An 18,036-nucleotide genomic window follows, 5' to 3' on the forward strand; every position below is an offset into this window, starting at 1 on the left:
AGTTTTTCTAATCACTTATTACCAGAAAATTTTATCCGTTTGCCTTAATAATCTTATTAAAATCGGAATTTCCGGGTCCGTCTCATCCCGCTTATGCGCCGAAAGCGGCACGGCTTTTGCTTAAAAAGTGTTTTATGGCGATGAGAGGTGAGCAATGAGAGACGCCCTGACCTGGCTACGTGCATCGCGGGAAAGCGATATTGCCAGCCTGCAACGGCTACTCCAGACCGGACAACTGATTACTGCGGTCAGTGAGCTGGTTCACCAGCTGCAGCGGGAACGCGGGGCCAGTAATATCTGGATCTGTTCTCATGGGCGGCTGTTTAGCACTGAGCGGCTCGCCCGTCAGCAGGATGTCAGCGCCTGCCTGCAGCACTTTTATCAGGCGCTACCGCCCGCCGTGGCGCAGCCGGGCTACAGCCGCTTCTGTCACCTGATTGCCGCCGCGTTGCAGGCGCTGAGCGAGCTGCCCGCGCTACGACAGCAGATCGCTGAAGAAACGCTGACTCAGGTAACGGCAATGGCGGCGTTTAATCAGGTGATCCGCACCTTACTCAATCTGGTCTTTGAAGCGGCAGACACTGCCAGCCATCCCGATATTTCTCGCGCCCTGATAGCACTATTCAGCTTTATGCAGGGCAAAGAGCTGGCCGGACAGGAGCGCGCCATTGGGTCCGCTGGCTTTGCGGCCGGGCAGTTCACTGCCGACCAGCGCAGCCAGATGGTGGCGCTGATTGCCGCCCAGGAGCAGAGCTTCACCACCTTTAGCCAGTTTGCCGATGCTGAAGCCTGTACCCAGTGGCAGCCGCTGGCGCAGGCCAGCCGGGATATCGAGCGGCTACGGCGCATCGCCTGCACCGGCGGCACCGGCGAAGAATCTGGCGCGCTGAACTGGTTTTCACTGCTCTCTGAGCGGCTCGATCAGATGAAAAGGGTCGAAGATGGTCTCTCCGCTACCCTGATGCTGCGTTGCCGCACCGCGATTGACCAGGCGGCATTGCCGCTGACCCCCGCGCAGGGAAACAGCAGTTTTGCGCTTTATGTTTCCGGTGCCGACTGGCTGCCCGGCGCGGCCACGCTGGACAGCGATGGTTTGGCACCGCAGCTTGGGCGTTCGGTACTGTCGTTGATTGGCGAACAGCAGCAGCGCTTGCAGCAGCAGGCTGATGAACTGGCCGCTATGCGCGCGTCACTTGATGAGCGCCGGATCATTGAACAGGCCAAGCACTGGCTGATGCAGCAGCACGGTTTCAGTGAACAAGCGGCCTGGCAGGCACTGCGTAAAAGCGCCATGAACCAGAACAAAAAGGTCATGGAGATCGCACAAGCGGTGCTGGCCGTCGCCGCGACGCTCAGCGTTTAACCCGTAAGAGGTAGCTGCACAACGCTTGTGCGCACGCTGCGTCAGAGGAGTGCAAAAACGGTTATTTTTCCACCACTCCTGAGGCGGGAGACCTGATAGCGCGTGGGCAGGGAGTCTGGCACGCTGTTTGCTTAACCTTACAGACAGTACGCATTGTTCCTGCCAACGGCGGTGGGGCCAGTGCTTTGGATAAAGGCGTCCATCCGCATGCTTCGGCATGTCGGAGGACGCCTTTTTTTATTCCTGTTCAGGGGCCATATGATGAGCAAAATGCCAGTCTCACGACGCCAGTTACTGATTTCCGGGGCCGCGCTGGGTGCGGCCTGGGTTATCCCAGGATTACGCAATGCCGTCTGGGCGGCGGGATCAGATGCACCCGAAAAAGCCGAGGTCCGGGTCGGCTTTATTCCGCTCACTGACTGCGCGCCGGTGGTGATGGCGTCCGTTAAAGGCTTCGATAAAAAATATGGCCTGAGCCTTCAGGCCAGTAAAGAGGCGAGCTGGGCGGCAGTGCGCGACAAACTGACTTCCGGTGAACTGGATGCGGCGCACGTGTTATACGGCATGATCTACGCGTTACAGCTCGGCGTGGCCGGTCCGCAACACGACATGGCTAACCTGATGACGCTCAACCACAACGGCCAGGCGATCACCCTGTCGAACCAGCTGAAAGCCAGCGGCGTGACCGACGCGGCCAGCCTGAAAAAGGCGGTGGAGAGCCAGGCCAAAGGCAGCCTGACCTTCGCCCACACCTTTCCTACCAGCACCCATGCCATGTGGCTCTATTACTGGCTGGCTAATGCTGGCATCAACCCGTTTGAGGATGTGCGCACTGTGGTTGTGCCGCCGCCACAGATGGTGATGAACATGAAAATTGGCAACATGAGTGGCTTCTGCGTCGGTGAGCCGTGGAACCAGCGTGCCATCAGCGACAACATCGGCTTTACCGCCGCCACCAGCCAGCAGATCTGGCCTGAACATCCGGAGAAAATCCTCGGCACCCGTGCGCAGTGGGTCAAAGAGAACCCCAACACCGCCCGTGCCCTCACGGCGGCAGTACTGGACGCCGCCCGCTGGATTGACGCCTCCGACGATAACCGCCGCGAAACGGCTCAGGTATTAGCCGGACGCGCCTGGATCAATACCAAAGTTGAGATGTTACAGGGACGGATGCTGGGGCAGTATCAGAACGGGCTCGGTCAGTCGTGGCAGGATGCGCACCCGATGCGCTTCTTTGGTGACGGCAACGTCAGTTTCCCCTGGCTCTCCGACGGCATGTGGTTTCTGACCCAGATGAAGCGCTGGGGGCTGCTGACCCGCGATCCCGATTATCAGGCCGTCGCGCGCCAGATTAATCGTATCGACATCTATAAACAGGCCGCCAGTGCGGTCGGCCAGATCGCGCTGCCCGCCACAGAGATGCGCAGCAGTACCCTCATCGACGGCAAAGTGTGGGACGGCAGCAATCCTGCCGCCTATGCCGCCAGTTTCGCCATCAAACGTTAAGAGAGGATGCCATGAAAACTGACGCGCGCGCCCTGGCGCAGCCGGTGCAGACCGACAGCAGTGCCACCGTGATCCCGTTGCAGACTACCCCGAAAGCCGCCGCCAGACCGGCCCGCCTGCGTCCGCTGATCCAGCGGGCTATTCCGGTCGCTGGTGGGATGCTGTTGCTGCTGCTGGTGTGGCAAATCGCTGCGCTATCGGCGCCGGCTTTTCCAACGCCGTACGCCACCTGGCAGGCGGCGCAGATTCTGTTTGCCGATCCGTTCTACAGCAATGGCCCCAACGATCAGGGTATCGGCTGGAACGTGCTGGCGTCACTGCAGCGTGTCGCTATCGGCTTTGGCCTGGCCGCCCTGGTGGGTATTCCCGCCGGTTTTCTGCTCGGTCGGTTTCTGTTTATGGCGCGGATGTTTAATCCGATTATCGCCTTGCTGCGCCCGGTCAGTCCGCTGGCCTGGCTGCCGATTGGCCTGCTGCTGTTTCAGCGCGCTGAGCCTGCCGCCAGCTGGACCATTTTCATCTGTTCGATCTGGCCAATGATCATCAACACCGCCGAAGGGGTACAACGCATTCCGCAGGATTACCTCAATGTGGCGCGGGTGCTGCAGCTTTCCGAGTGGACCGTGATGCGCCGCATCCTGCTGCCGGCGGTGCTGCCCGCCGTGCTGACCGGGGTTCGCCTGTCGATTGGCATTGCGTGGCTGGTGATTGTCGCCGCTGAAATGCTGACCGGCGGACTCGGTATCGGCTTCTGGATCTGGAACGAGTGGAACAACCTCAACGTGGAAAACATTCTGATCGCCATCCTGATTATCGGCGGCGTCGGCCTGTTGCTGGAGCAGGGCCTGATGCTGCTGGTACGTCGTTTTAGCTGGGATAAATAAGGAGTTCACCATGACACACATTATACGCGTCCAGCAGGTCAGCCAGCGCTTCAATACCGCCAGCGGTGAATTCCTGGCACTGGATAACGTCAGTTTTGATATTCACGAAGGCGAAACCCTGAGTCTGATCGGCCATTCCGGCTGCGGAAAATCGACGCTGCTGAACCTGATTGCCGGACTGAGCCGGCCCAGCAGCGGCGTATTGCTGTGTGATAACCGTGAGATCGGCGGTCCGGGGCCGGAGCGGGCGGTGGTGTTTCAGAACCATTCGCTGCTGCCGTGGCTGACGGCGTTTCAGAACGTTGAGCTGGCGGTACAGCAGGTGTTTAAAGGCAGGCTGAGTAAAGCGGAAATGCAGGACTGGATTGAGCACAACCTGAATCGGGTGCAGATGAGCCATGCGATGCACAAGCGGCCGGGTGAAATTTCCGGCGGCATGAAGCAGCGGGTTGGCATCGCGCGGGCGCTGGCGATGAAGCCGCGTGTGCTGCTGCTGGATGAGCCGTTTGGCGCGCTGGACGCCTTGACCCGCGCCCACCTGCAGGACAGCGTGATGCGTATTCAGCAGGAGCTGAACACCACCATCGTGCTGATTACCCATGACGTCGATGAGGCGGTGCTGTTGTCCGATCGGGTACTGATGATGACCAACGGCCCGGCAGCGCGAGTCGGTGAGATCCTGCCGGTCAATCTGCCGCGTCCGCGTTCACGCGTCGCGCTGGCCGATGAGCCGCGCTATCACCAGCTGCGCCAGCAGGTGCTGCACTTTCTGTATGAAAAACAGACCACGGCGGCGTGAGGATCGCATTATGACGCAACGGCTGCTGGTAATAGGGAATGGCATGGCGGCGATGCAGCTGGTCGAGAGCCTGTTGCAACGGGCGCCGCAGCGTTACGCCATCACGGTGATTGGCCGCGAGCCGTATGGCAACTACAACCGCGTGCTGTTATCACCGGTGCTGGCGGGTGAGATGCGCTTCAGCGAGACCCTGATCCATGCAACGTCGTGGTATCAGCAGCACGGCGTGACGCTGCTGGCGGGCGAAACGGTGCAGCAGGTCAATCTGGCGGCCCGTACGGTGCTGACCGACCAGCGTCAGCTGGGCTGGGACCGGCTGGTGTTCGCCACCGGATCGCAGCCGCGCCTGCCAGCTATTCCAGGCATCGATCGGCCGCAGGTCAGCAGTTTCCGCTGCATCAGTGACGTTGAGCGGCTGCTGGCGGGCCACGGTCCGGTGGCGGTGCTGGGTGGCGGTTTCCTCGGTATTGAGGCGGCGGCGGCGCTGCGAGCCCAGGGACGCGAAGTGACGCTGATTCATCACAAAGGCTGCCTGCTCGATCGCCAGTTGGATGCCAGAGCGGGCGAACTGCTGCTGACGGCGCTGCGCGAGCGTGGCATACGGTGTGCGCTGAACAGCGGCGTGCAGGCGATCACTGCCGCGGGCGTGCTGCTGACCGATGGCTACCATTGCGCGGCCAGCCAGGTGGTGATCGCCATTGGGGTGGAACCGGCGGTGGCCGTGGCGCGGGATGCGGGCCTGCCGTGTCAGCGCGGTATTCTGGTCGATCGCCAGCTACGCAGCGCCGTACCCGGTGTCTACGCCGTCGGCGAGTGCTGTGAAATTGAGAGCGAAACTTTTGGCCTGGTGGCGCCCTGTCTGGCACAGGCGAAGGTACTGGCGGCGCAGCTGGCTGGTACGCCAGAACCCGATTACCGGACGCAGCCCGGCGGCACGCGGCTCAAAGTCAGCGGCATTTCCCTGTTCAGCGCCGGGGATATCCGTGAAGCGCCGTCGGTCAGCAGTTTTGATCCGATCTCCGGCGATTATCGTCGTCTCTTTCTGCGACAGGGACGCCTCAACGGCGTGCTGCTGTTTGGTGACAGCCAGCAGGGGGCCGCACTGCTTGGCCGCCTGCAGCGCGCTGAATCCGCCACCCTCGCGACCCTGTTCGATCCCGATCAACCTGAAACGCAGCCACAGGCTGCAGAGAGCCTTCTGATGAGTAAACCTCTATTAGCCGTGATCGGTCACGGCATGGTCAGCCACTATTTTCTTGAGCAACTGGTCGCCCGTGAACTGCATCAGCACTATCAGATTGTGGTGTATGGCGAAGAGTCTCAGCCAGCCTATGACCGGGTACATTTGTCGGACTATTTCAACGGCAAGCAGGCGGCTGACCTCTCTCTGGTGGAGGCGGATTTCTTTGCTCAGCACGGTATTGAACTGCGCAGCGGCTGCCAGGTGGTGTCGGTTGATCGGGCGCAGCGTAGCCTGACTGACAGCGCGGGCAACCAGCTGGCGTGGGATCGGCTGGTGCTGGCCACCGGGTCACGCGCCTTCGTGCCGCCGATTCCCGGCCACGACGCGGCACGCTGTTTCGTCTACCGCACGCTGGACGATCTGGACGCGATTGCCGCCTGCGCCCGGCACAGTCAGCGCGGCGTAGTGATTGGCGGCGGGCTGCTGGGTCTGGAGGCAGCGAATGCGCTGCGGCAACTGGGGCTGGAAACCCACGTGGTGGAGTTTGCGCCGCGCCTGATGGCGGTGCAGCTGGATGAGGGCGGCGCGTTAATGTTGCGTCAGAAGATCGAGGCGCTCGGCGTGACGGTACATACCTCAAAACAGACAGAGCAGATTGAGACCCGGGCTGACGGCAGCGTGCTGCTGCACTTTGCCGATGGCAGCAGCCTGCACAGCGATCTGGTGCTGTTCTCGGCGGGCATCCGACCGCGTGATGAACTGGCGCGTGATGCCGGGCTGATGCTCGGTCCGCGCGGCGGTATTGAGATTAACGATCGTTGCCAGACCAGCGATGAAGCGGTCTACGCCATCGGCGAATGCGCGCTGTGGAACGGGCAGATTTTTGGTCTGGTGGCACCTGGCTATCAGATGGCACGGGTGCTGGCGGGCCATCTGGCGGCGGAACCCAGTGCGTTCAGCGGTGCAGACATGAGCACGAAGCTCAAGCTGCTGGGCGTCGAGGTGGCCTCGTTTGGTGATGCACAGGGGCGGGCCCCGGGCTGCCAGAGTTATCACTGGACGGACGGTCCAAAGGGCATTTACAAAAAAATCGTGATTTCTGCCGATGGCAGCCGGTTGCTGGGCGGCGTGCTGGTGGGTGACAGCAGCGATTACGCCACGCTGCTGCAGATGATGCTGAATGCGTTGCCGCTGCCTGCCGCGCCAGAGAGTCTGATCCTGCCGCAACTGGCGGGCGCACCGGCCAAAGCGCCCGGCGTAGCCGCGCTGCGTGACAGTGCTCAGGTCTGCTCCTGTCATAACGTCAGCAAAGGCGATATCTGCGCCGCGGTGAAAAGTGGCTGCAGTGAGATGAGCAGCATTAAAAGCTGCACCAAAGCCGCCACCGGCTGCGGCGGTTGTTCCGCACTGGTGAAACAGGTGATGGACTACCAGCTGTCAAACCTCGGCGTCGAGGTGAAGACGGATATCTGCGAGCACTTCCCCTGGTCACGGCAAGCGCTTTATCACCTGATTCGGGTGGAAGGTATCACTACCTTTGACGATCTGCTGGCGGCGCACGGCAAAGGCCACGGCTGTGAAGTGTGTAAACCGCTGGTGGCCTCGTTACTGGCCTCCTGCTGGAACGATTATCTGCTGCAACCGGCGCATCTGCCGCTGCAGGACACCAACGATCGCTACTTCGCCAACATCCAGAAAGATGGCACTTATTCGGTGGTGCCGCGCGTGCCAGCCGGTGAGATCACTCCGCAAGGCCTGATTGCCATTGGTGAAGTGGCGGCGCGTTACGATCTCTACACCAAAATTACCGGCGGGCAGCGCATCGATCTGTTCGGGGCGCGGCTCGAACAGCTTCCCGCTATCTGGCAGACGCTGCTGGATGCCGGCTTTGAAACCGGCCACGCCTACGGCAAATCGCTGCGCACCGTGAAGTCCTGCGTCGGCTCGACCTGGTGCCGCTACGGCGTACAGGATTCGACGGCATTCGCCATCGCGCTGGAGAATCGTTACAAGGGCCTGCGCGCCCCGCACAAGATCAAGATGGCGGTCTCCGGCTGCACCCGTGAGTGTGCCGAAGCACAGAGCAAAGATATCGGGGTGATCGCCACCGACAAGGGCTGGAACCTCTACGTCTGCGGCAATGGCGGCATGAAGCCGCGTCACGCCGATCTGTTCGCCAGCGATCTCGACGACGCCACCTTGCTGCGTTATGTCGATCGACTGCTGATGTTTTATATCCGTACCGCCGATCGTCTGCAGCGTACCAGCGTCTGGCTGGATAACCTGGAGGGCGGACTCGACTATCTCCGCCAGGTGGTGATCGACGATAGCCTCGGTCTGGCCGCCACCCTGGAGCAGGAGATGCAGCAGGTGGTGCAGGCTTACCAGTGCGAATGGCAGACCACGCTGGCCGATGCGTCACGCCTTGCGCTGTTTACTCCGACGGTCAACAGCGATCAACCGGATGAGAGTCTGTATTACAGCCGGGTACGCGGCCAGCGCCAGCCGGATGAAGCGACATCCCGGCCGGTGCTGCAACTGCCCGCTGAACCCTGGAGCGCGATCTGCGCCCTTGATGCGGTGCCACAGCAGGCGGGTATCGGGGCGCGGCTGGGCAGCGAGCGTATCGCCCTGTTCCGCTTTGGCGAGGCGCTTTATGCGCTGGAAGATCGTGAACCGGGCAGCGAAGCCAGCGTGTTGTCGCGCGGTATCCTCGGTGATGTTGGCGGTGAGCCTGTGGTGATTTCGCCACTCCACAAGCAGCGTGTGCGTCTGCGGGACGGTCAGAGTCTGGATAATCCGCAGCATCAGTTACGCTGCTGGCCGGTGAAGCTGGAAGCGGGGCAGATCTGGCTGGCCAATCGCCCGATTAATCAGCTGGCGCAGGCATCATGAAGACCACCTGTCCCTATTGCGGCGTCGGCTGTGGCGTCTGCGTCACGCCGCAGGACAATCATCGGGCGCAGGTGATGGGCGATCCCCAGCATCCGGCCAACGCCGGGCGGCTGTGCGTTAAGGGCACTGCGTTAGGCGAGACGCTGACGCCACAGGGACGGTTGCTTACCGCGCAGGTCAACGGCCAGCCAGTGACGCTCGACGCAGCGCTGGATGCCGCGGCAGAGGGATTAAGAGAAGTAATGGATCGTTATGGTCCGCAGGCGGTGGCGTTTTATGGCTCCGGCCAGCTGCTGACCGAGGATTACTACGTCGCCAATAAGCTGATGAAGGGCTATATCGGCGCCGCCAATATCGATACCAATTCGCGGCTCTGTATGGCGTCGGCGGTGATTGGCTATAAGCGGGCGTTCGGTGCGGATGCGGTGCCCTGCTGTTATGAGGATCTGGAGCAGGCCGATCTGGTGGTGCTGGTCGGTTCCAATGCTGCCTGGGCACATCCGGTGATCTGGCAGCGGCTGGCACAGGCGAAACAGCAGCGTCCGGAAATGCGGATGGTGGTGATCGATCCGCGCCGCACCGCCAGTTGCGATCTGGCCGATCTGCATCTGCCGATGCGTCCTGGCAGCGATACGCTGCTGTTTTCCGGTCTGCTGCGCTGGCTGGCAACGCAGGGCGGCATCGATCAGACGATGCTGCCCCATCTGAGCGGCGTGGAAGAGACCCTGGCGGCGGCAGAGCCGTGGGAGATTGCGCACGTCGCCGAGCAGTGCGATCTGACACTGCAGCAGGTCACGGCGTTTTTTACGCTGTTCAGTGGCACCGATCGGGTACTGACGCTGTGGTGCATGGGGATTAATCAGTCGGTGACCGGCAGTGATAACAACCAGGCGATTCTCAATGCACACCTGTTAAGCGGCAAAATCGGCCGGACAGGCTGCGGCCCGTTTTCGCTGACCGGACAGCCAAATGCGATGGGCGGCCGTGAAGTGGGTGGGCTGGCCAATCAGCTGGCGGCGCACATGGGATTTGACCCGGCTGACTGTGATCGGGTGCAGCGTTTCTGGCGCAGTCCGACCATTGCCCGTCAGCCTGGTCTGACGGCGATGGATCTGTTCCAGGCTATTGCGCGCGGCGAGGTGAAAGCAGTCTGGATTATGGGCACCAATCCGGCGGTGTCGATGCCTGAGGGCAATCGGGTGGCGCAGGCGCTGGCGGCCTGTCCGCTGGTGATTGTGTCGGACATCATGGCGCACACCGATACCAGTGCGTTTGCTGACATCCTGCTACCGGCCCAGGGCTGGGGCGAGAAAAATGGCACCGTGACCAATTCCGAACGGCGGATTTCGCGTCAGCGCGCCTTTGCCGCCGCACCTGGCGATGCCCGTCCCGACTGGTGGTTGCTGGCCCAGGTGGCCCGGCGTTTAGGTTTTGATGGATTTGACTGGCAGCATCCGGCGGCGATTTTTCGTGAACACGCGGCGCTGTCGGGCTTTGAGAACGGTGGTCGACGAGCGTTTGATATCAGCGCGCTGGCGCAGTTAAGTGATGCTGGCTGGGATGCGTTGCGTCCGGTTCAGTGGCCGGTGAACGCTGAACATCCCGAGGGTTGCGCCCGATTGTTTCGCGATCGGCGGTTTTATCATCCTGATGGTAAGGCGCGACTGTGGGTGCCGGCAACGCCCGCGGTGATGTCACGCGAGGCGGCTTATCCGTTACTGATGAATACCGGACGGGTGCGCGATCAGTGGCATACCATGACCCGTACCGGGCTGGTGCCGCGGCTGATGCAGCATTGTGACGAACCCTTTGTGGCGCTTCATCCGGCCGATGCGGCCCGTTATGGGTTAACGGCAGGGGCGCTGGCGCGGGTGCAGTCGGTTGCGGGCTGGATCAGCGTCCGGGTGACGATTGATCGCGGGCTGCGGTGCGGAGAGCTGTTTGTGCCGATGCACTGGAACCGTCAGTTCAGTCAGCAGAGCCATGTCGATATGTTGGTCGCCGCACGAGGCTGTCCGTTTTCACAGCAACCGGCGCTGAAACAGACGCCGGTGCGGATTATGCCGTTGCCGGTGAGCTGGCAGGGCTGGTTATGGCAGCCCGCGGTGACGTCGCCAGCGGGATTACGTTACTGGGCACGCTCACCCTACGCCGGGGTGCAGCGCTATGTGGTCGCGGGCGAGGGCGCGCCGGAAGCCTGGCTGGCTGCGCATGATGATCTCACCGGGTGTCAGTTGCAGGTCGCGGGCGGCAGCGGCAGTGATTATCGGGTGCTGGCATGGCGCGATGGCGTGCTGCAACGGGCGTTTTATGCCGGGGCCAGGTTGCCGGATGTCGATCACGATTTAGTCGCTGCCGCGTTTCAGGCTGCGCCACCGGATGCGTTTCGGCGGCACCGGTTACTGGCAGGTCAGGCCGCGCAGGGCCAGGCGGCGGGGCGGATTATCTGCAGTTGCATGGTGGTTGGCGAACAGGCCATTTTGCAGGCGGTGGCGCAGGGTTGCAGGACGACCCAGGCGCTGGGTGAGAGGCTTAAATGCGGCACGCAGTGCGGTTCCTGCATTCCGGAACTGAAACAGCTGTTGCTTTCCCAATCGGTAACGGAGGAATCATGACGCTGGCCATTGAATCGCTGGATAAATTACTGACGCCACAGGGCGTTGTTCCGCAGCAGGGTGCAGTGTGGTTAGTCGGTGCCGGGCCGGGTGATGTTGAGTTGCTGACGGTGAAAGCGTTGCGGTTACTGCATTGCGCTGAGGTGGTGGTCTATGACCGGCTGGTGAGCGAGGCGGTGATGGCGGAAGTGCCGGAGAGCGCCTTGTGTATTGATGTCGGTAAACAGCCTGGGCAGCACGGTCTGAAGCAGGCGCAGATCAATCAGTTGCTGATCGATCTGGCATACAGTGGCCGGGATGTTATCCGGCTGAAAGGCGGCGATCCCTTTATTTTTGGTCGTGGCGGAGAGGAGATGGTGAGTCTGCAGCAGGCCGGGATCCGTTGTGAAGTGGTGCCGGGGATTACTGCTGCGGTCGGCTGTGCGGCGGCCAGCGGTATTCCGTTGACGCACCGTGATTGTGCGCAGTCTTTGCGGCTGATTACCGGGCACGGGCGTAGCGGGGAGCCGCAACTCGATGCCGCCGCCGTGGCGGCGGACAATCAGACACTGGTGTTTTATATGGGCCTGAGCTGGAGTGCCTCGATCAGTGCGCAACTGCAGGCTCAGGGGCGTGATGCAGAGACGCCGGTGGCGATCATTGAGAACGGCACCCGGCCGGATCAGCGGGTGTTGATTACCACGCTGGCCGGGCTGGCACAGACGGTAGCTCAGGAGAAGCCGGTGTCGCCGTCGCTGTTGCTGGTCGGTGAGGTGGTGCGTTATTACCGTGCTGATTTGCAGGTGGGTGCGCTGGCGCGCGTTGCCGCGTGTTGAGGTCAGGGGGCTAACCGTGCGACGGAGCGGGCTGTGAGACAGGTGCAGTGGTCAGTAAGTGCCTGCCCGGCGGGCTGGAGTACGCGTTTTGGTGAGGGGCTGAAAGGGCTTAATGATCTGAGTGGGCTAAGCGTCAGGTGCGAGCGCTGGCTGCGCTTAAAGCTGATCCCATTCGGGCAAACGATAAACTCTTTTACGCCAGGCGTAGAATCCCGCGATCGACAGGCCAAAAAAGAGCGCGGCCATCAGGTTGGTGGCGATGGAAATGGCGTCAAAAGTGGGCGCGGAAAGTGAAGGAAATAACAGCAGCAGCGGCATCATTAGCGTATAGAGCGAGGCAAAAACCAGCACATTGAGCCAGAAAGCAGCAAAGGGCGGCAAGGGAAGGTAGATTTTCATGTTCCACAGCAGTCGATGTAACGGCGGTGGGGCGTGGCTGCCCCACATTTTTTTCTCCGCCATGATGGCGAATGCCCGTGTCCGCCTGCGCTCAAAAATCTCGTCTTTCATCGGTTGTTCACCTTTCTGACCGCGACGTTCAGCGTCGTGATCGCAACATAGACGCACCACATGTCGTTGTGATGATCCCCGCCGACGCTATTGCGGTTACATTGCCCGCTTCATCGGCAGCGGTGCCACCAGCACCCTGACACCCAACGTTTCGAAAGCCCTGACCTGCGCCGGGCTGATGCCGCTATCGGTAATCAGATAGTGGATATTGCTCCAGTCACAGGGCAGCGCAAACATTGAAACTTTATCAATCTTGCTGGAATCGGCCACCACATACACCGTACTGGCGGAGCGGATCATCGCCAGCTTGACCTTGATGTCGGTTTCGCTTGGAAAGCTCAGGCCGAGGCGCGGTGAGATGCAGGCGGTCGCCAGAAACAGTTTTTCCGCTAACACATTTTCGAAAAAGTTAGCTGCCTTCTCGCCGGAGGTCGACAGCGTCGGAAACTTAAAGGTGCCGCCGGTCAGCAGTATGTTAATGCCGGGCTCGCCGCCCAGTTTTAGTGCGATATTTACCGCCGTGGTGACCACCGACAACCGGCGGATATGCGTCATGGCGTCGGTGATGGCGGTGGTGGTGGTACCGGAATCGAAAATCACCGTGTCGCCATTTTCGATATGCTGGGCTGCCAGCCGGCCAATCGCCTCCTTCTCTTCCAGATGGGTCTGCCGCTCAAGCAGCATCGCCCCGGTATTCTGTTTGCCGGTCATCAGGGTTGCGCCCCCGTGGTAGCGCTGGACAAAGCCCTGTTTTTGCAGCATTCGCAGATCGCTGCGCAAGGTGGCTTCCGTCAGGCCAAAGGTCTCGGTCAGGGCTTTGACCGTGACGGTGCCATCCTCGCGGATCATCTCCAGAATTTTTTCGCGGCGTTGCTGCATATCAGCTAACTGCTCACTTTTGCTTTTCAATCGAAATGCTCCCTTTTCCAATCGCAGGGGTTCAGGCGAAGAAGGATCTGTCGCAGAGTTTAACGCGACGTTTTTATGAATGCGAGATAGCCCGCAGCAACATTGATTTTCGAACGAAAGTTAATATCCGACAGGTCATTGAATCATCCGAGTTTTCATCCATGCGGTTCAGCACTTTTATTTCCGCATTGCAAGCCGGATCACGTCTTTTCAATAAGATAATCCCTGCCAGCAGGCAGATGGTCGAAATTTGATCTGCCCCACATATCATTTCTTTTCGATAGCTTATATTTTTGTTCGAAAATGATTGAGTCCAGAGCGGCAGCAAAAAACTGAGGGGATAAGTGGGATGAGTGCTGAATATGACGTAAACCTGCGCTACGGCGTGGATACCGCGCTGAATCTGGCTGAGAAAGTCGCGGTGGTGACCGGCGGGCTCGGCGGCATTGCGATGGCGACCAATGGCATGTTGCTGGAGAAAGGCGCACGTCTGGCGCTGCTCTATCCGCCGTTCGAGGCGGATAAGGTAGCCAGCCTTGAGGCGGAGTTTGCTGCCGATCGGGTGCGTTTCGTCTGCTGTGATGTCACTGACCCCGCTTCCGTTACGACGGCCTTTGACCAGGTGATCGCCCACTACGGCCGCATCGATATTCTGGTGAACTGCGCCGGGTATGTGATGTTACAGCCGGTGATCGAGACCGATTTTGCCGAGTGGCAGAAGCAGATCGCCGTCAATCTCACTGGCCCTTTTCTCTGTTCGCAGGCCGCAGCGCGCCTGATGATCGCGGCGGGTAACGGCGGAAAAATCATCAATATCGCCTCGCAGGCGGCCTCCATCGCCATTGATAACCACGTCGCCTACACCTCGGCCAAAGCGGGACTGCTCGGCATGACGAAGGTGATGGCGAAAGAGTTCGCGCCGTACCGCATCAACGTTAATACCCTTTCGCCCACAGTGGTGCTGACGCCGATGGGCGAAAAAGCCTGGCGCGGCGAGAAGGGCGAGCAGATGAAGAAACTGATTCCGTTAGGCCGCTTTGCTTACACCGATGAGATTGCCGCCGCAGTGCTGTTTTTTGCCAGCAACGGCAGCGACATGATCACCGGCGCAGATTTGATGATCGATGGCGGATTTACCATCTGGTAAGGCTGCTCTGACACCCGGGAATCAACACCCAGTGATAACGATAAGAGAGAACATCATGAAAAACCGTACCCTGCTGTGCACTGCTGTGGCCGCCTGTCTGGTTTCGCAGGCGGCATTCGCCGTCGAGAAAGGCACCATTATGATTCTGGTTAACTCCCTCGATAACCCGTATTACGCCTCGGAAGCCAAAGGCGCCAACCTCAAAGCGCAGGCGCTGGGCTACAAAACCTCGGTGCTGTCGCACGGCGAAGATGTGAAGAAGCAGAGCGAACTGATCGACGCCGCCATCGGTAAAAAAGTGCAGGGTATCGTGCTGGACAACGCCGACTCTACCGCCAGCGTGGCGGCGATCAAAAAAGCCAAAGATGCCGGTATTCCGGTGGTGCTGATCAACCGTGAAATTCCGGTGGATGACGTGGCGCTGGCGCAGATTACCCATAACAACTTCCAGGCCGGTTCTGACGTCGCCAACGTGTTTGTCGAGAAGATGGGTGAGAAGGGCAAGTACGCCGAGCTGACCTGTAACCTGGCCGACAATAACTGCGTGACGCGCTCCAAATCGTTCCATCAGGTGCTGGATCAGTACAGCGATATGCAGAGCGTGGCACGCCAGGATGCCAAAGGAACGCTGATCGACGGCAAGCGGATCATGGACAGTATTCTGCAGGCGCATCCGGATGTGAAAGGGGTGATTTGCGGTAACGGACCGGTGGCGCTGGGGGCCATTGCCGCCCTGAAAGCAGCCGGACGCAACGATGTGATTGTGGTGGGGATCGATGGCAGCAATGACGAACGGGATGCGGTGAAGGCCGGCACCCTGAAAGCCACGGTGATGTTACAGGCGCAGGCGATTGCGGCGCAGGGCGTGACCGACCTCGACAATTATATCCAGAAAGGGGCGAAACCGGAGAAACAGCGGGTAATGTTCCGCGGCATCCTGATTACGCCGGATAACGCCAGCGGCGTACAGGATTTCAACTTCAAATCGTAATTCACTCATCGCCGCCGCGCCTGCCTGAGCGGGCGCCAGGGAGAAGAAGATGTCCGGAAGAGTCTGGCTGACACTGGGGGTCCTGCTGCTGAGCGGCTGCCGGATTGTGTCGCAGCAACAGCTGGCCGAGCTGAAAAATCCCCCCAATCCACAGATGGCCAACATCGATCAGGTCTGGCAGCAAAAGCTGGTGCCACAGCTCACGGCCGAGGCGAAACCGCTGGCGGTGTTAATGAAGTCGCTGCAGACGGCGAAAGATTTTGACAGCGCCTGCCAATCCTATGGCTACCGCAGCCAGGCGGAAAATCCGTGCGTATTCAGCGTGACGGTTCGTGGTGACGTCACCGCGCTAAACACCACTTCCCGCAGCGGCAAGATGAGCGTCAAAGATGAATCAGGTGACACTGTCACTATTCAGACCGGGCCGATCATTCGCGGGACCGCGCTGCGTGATGCTTATAAGGGCGCGAGCTATCAGGACTTTAACGATCAGGTGCTGTTTGGTGATTACGGCAAAGCGATTAATCAGCAGGCGGCCAGCCTGATGCAGACATTCAAGCCTGGCGTGGGCGATAAGGTGACGGTCGTCGGCGTGTTCAGTAGCTGGGACATCCCGCAGTCGCTGCCGGAGATCACTCCGGCGTCGATCAGCCGGCAATAAGGAGCGGCAGATGCAAGATCTTCAACCGCAGCAGAGCAGCGATGTGATCATCGAAACCCGCAACGTGTCGCGTCTCTATCCCGGCGTTACGGCACTCGATCAGGTTAACTACCGGGTCTATCGCAATAAAGTCAACGTGCTGATTGGCGAAAACGGTGCCGGCAAATCAACCATGATGAAGATGCTGGCGGGGGTCGAAACGCCCTCATCCGGCGAGATCCTGCTGGACGGTAAGGTGGTATCGCTTAACTCGACCCATCAGGCAGAGAAGCAGGGCATCAGTATCATCTTTCAGGAGCTGAACCTGTTCCCCAACATGAACGTGATGGACAACATCTTTATCGCTAACGAGTTTTTCCAGCGTGGCGTGATCAACGAAAAATATCAGTATGCGCTGGCGAAGACGCTGCTGGAGCGGCTGGAGCTGGATGTTGACCCTTATGCGCCCCTTGGTGAGCTGGGCATCGGTCATCAGCAACTGGTGGAAATCGCCCGCGCGCTCTCCAAGGATACGCGGGTATTGATCATGGATGAGCCGACCAGCGCGCTGAGTCAGTCCGAGGTGAAAGTGCTGTTTAACGTGATCGCTCAGCTCAAGCGGCGCGGCGTCACCATCATCTATATCTCGCACCGGCTGGAGGAGCTGATGGAGATTGGCGATCACATCACCATCTTCCGCGATGGGCGCTTTATCAGCGAACGCGACGTGCGTGAGGCGAGCGTGCCGTGGATTATCGCCCAGATGGTGGGTGATAAGAAGAAGCAGTTCGATTACCAGGCGGCTCCGCAGGGGGAAACGGTATTGCAGGTTGACGGCCTGACTGCCCTGCACCAGAACGGCGGTTACACCCTGAATGACGTGACCTTTACCCTGCGCAAAGGCGAAGTGATTGGCATTTACGGTCTGCTGGGTGCCGGGCGCACCGAACTGTTTAAAGGGCTGATTGGCCTGATGCCGTGTCAGTCAGGTCAGGTGCAGCTGGCGGGTAAAGATCTGGCGAAACGCAGCTTCCAGCAGCGGCTAAAAAGCGGTATCGCGCTGGTGCCGGAAGACCGTAAAGGGGAAGGCGTGGTGGAGCTGATGTCGATCACCGCCAACATGACGCTCTCCGATCTCAGCCTGCGCGGGTTTCGCCATGCGCTACGGCTGCTCAGGCCGGCTCAGGAGAATCAGCGGGTGAATGAGATGATTGGGCATCTGTCGATCAAGGTCAGCGATGCGGAACTGCCGATCACCGCGCTGAGCGGCGGCAACCAGCAAAAAGTGGTGCTGGGTAAAGCGCTGATGACCGGTCCGCAGGTGGTGCTGCTGGATGAGCCAACGCGCGGCATCGACGTCGGCGCAAAAACCGATGTTTACCATCTGATTGGCAATCTGGCGCAACAGGGGCTGGCGGTCATGTTCTCCTCCTCAGAACTGGATGAGGTGATGGCGCTGGCAGACCGCATCCTGGTGATGGCCGATGGCCGGATTACTGCCGATTTGCCGCGTGCCGTGGCGACGCGAGAACAACTGATTGCGGCATCAACCCCGCAGGATTAAAAGCCTGGTCCATCGGGCTATTTTATTTGTCAGTCTGACGCTGGGCAGTGGTCACACAGGCTGCTTTAGCAACCTGAACGCCCGTCAGGGCGGCCCTGAAGGGGCGAGCACAGCGAGTAATCCTCACGTACTGCGTGTACGGCTGGTTGTTCCGCGCTGTCCGTGTCCAGACTGCCTGCAACCATTACGCCTGGTGGGCCAGGCCCTAAGCTGGC

At 60.1% G+C, this 18,036-nt stretch carries 13 protein-coding genes; 11 read left to right on the forward strand and 2 right to left on the reverse strand.

The window, feature by feature from the left end:
• Positions 1-154: 154 nt before the first annotated feature.
• The 7 genes from ACX3P5_RS07465 to cobA all read left to right on the forward strand — a co-directional run bounded on the left by ACX3P5_RS07465 (position 155) and on the right by cobA (position 12,060).
• Positions 155-1,363, forward strand: coding sequence for a nitrate- and nitrite sensing domain-containing protein (locus ACX3P5_RS07465; protein WP_458968496.1), 1,209 nt, complete (start codon positions 155-157; stop codon positions 1,361-1,363).
• A gap of 261 nt (positions 1,364-1,624) precedes the next feature.
• Positions 1,625-2,869 carry a CmpA/NrtA family ABC transporter substrate-binding protein gene (locus ACX3P5_RS07470; RefSeq protein WP_458968497.1) on the forward strand — a complete coding sequence of 415 codons (1,245 nt, stop codon included), beginning with the start codon at positions 1,625-1,627 and terminating at the stop codon, positions 2,867-2,869.
• A gap of 11 nt (positions 2,870-2,880) precedes the next feature.
• Positions 2,881-3,753: a nitrate ABC transporter permease gene (gene ntrB, locus ACX3P5_RS07475; RefSeq protein ID WP_458968498.1), complete on the forward strand. Its 873-nt coding sequence runs from the start codon at positions 2,881-2,883 to the stop codon at positions 3,751-3,753.
• A gap of 10 nt (positions 3,754-3,763) precedes the next feature.
• Positions 3,764-4,552, forward strand: a complete 789-nt coding sequence (locus tag ACX3P5_RS07480; protein ID WP_233984517.1) for an ABC transporter ATP-binding protein — start codon at positions 3,764-3,766, stop codon at positions 4,550-4,552.
• 10 nt (positions 4,553-4,562) lie between these two features.
• Positions 4,563-8,630, forward strand: a complete 4,068-nt coding sequence (gene nirB / locus ACX3P5_RS07485; protein ID WP_458968499.1) for a nitrite reductase large subunit NirB — start codon at positions 4,563-4,565, stop codon at positions 8,628-8,630.
• A complete protein-coding gene (locus ACX3P5_RS07490; protein WP_458968500.1) occupies positions 8,627-11,245 on the forward strand; it encodes a nitrate reductase in 2,619 nt (872 codons plus the stop codon). Before nirB ends, ACX3P5_RS07490 begins: the two co-directional genes overlap by 4 nt.
• The gene (cobA, locus tag ACX3P5_RS07495; protein ID WP_233984514.1) at positions 11,242-12,060 is read left to right on the forward strand and encodes a uroporphyrinogen-III C-methyltransferase; all 819 of its coding nucleotides are present in this window, start codon (positions 11,242-11,244) and stop codon (positions 12,058-12,060) included. The genes ACX3P5_RS07490 and cobA overlap by 4 nt, the downstream gene beginning before the upstream one ends.
• Positions 12,061-12,216: 156 nt before the next feature.
• Here the strand turns inward: cobA and ACX3P5_RS07500 are convergent, their stop codons facing one another.
• Entirely contained in the window at positions 12,217-12,570 is a 354-nt protein-coding gene (locus ACX3P5_RS07500; RefSeq protein WP_458968501.1) for a DUF6404 family protein, read from the reverse strand.
• 96 nt (positions 12,571-12,666) lie between these two features.
• On the reverse strand, positions 12,667-13,479 hold the full coding sequence (locus ACX3P5_RS07505; RefSeq protein ID WP_336755076.1) for a DeoR/GlpR family DNA-binding transcription regulator: 813 nt from the start codon (positions 13,477-13,479) through the stop codon (positions 12,667-12,669).
• A 349-nt stretch (positions 13,480-13,828) separates the two neighbouring features.
• On the opposite strand from ACX3P5_RS07505, the gene ACX3P5_RS07510 reads away from it, so the two are divergent.
• From ACX3P5_RS07510 to ACX3P5_RS07525, 4 genes are read left to right on the forward strand one after another with little or no spacing between them, the layout of a single operon-like run.
• Positions 13,829-14,626 carry a GolD/DthD family dehydrogenase gene (locus ACX3P5_RS07510; RefSeq protein ID WP_458968502.1) on the forward strand — a complete coding sequence of 266 codons (798 nt, stop codon included), beginning with the start codon at positions 13,829-13,831 and terminating at the stop codon, positions 14,624-14,626.
• 55 nt (positions 14,627-14,681) lie between these two features.
• Complete coding sequence (locus tag ACX3P5_RS07515; protein ID WP_233984510.1) at positions 14,682-15,617, forward strand: D-ribose ABC transporter substrate-binding protein; 936 nt, start codon at positions 14,682-14,684, stop codon at positions 15,615-15,617.
• A 49-nt stretch (positions 15,618-15,666) separates the two neighbouring features.
• A complete protein-coding gene (locus ACX3P5_RS07520) occupies positions 15,667-16,278 on the forward strand; it encodes a DUF2291 family protein (protein WP_233984509.1) in 612 nt (203 codons plus the stop codon).
• Between the two features lie 10 nt (positions 16,279-16,288).
• Entirely contained in the window at positions 16,289-17,821 is a 1,533-nt protein-coding gene (locus tag ACX3P5_RS07525) for a sugar ABC transporter ATP-binding protein (protein ID WP_336755079.1), read from the forward strand.
• Positions 17,822-18,036: the final 215 nt, after the last annotated feature.

Source organism: Pantoea sp. S-LA4, from assembly GCF_054482835.1.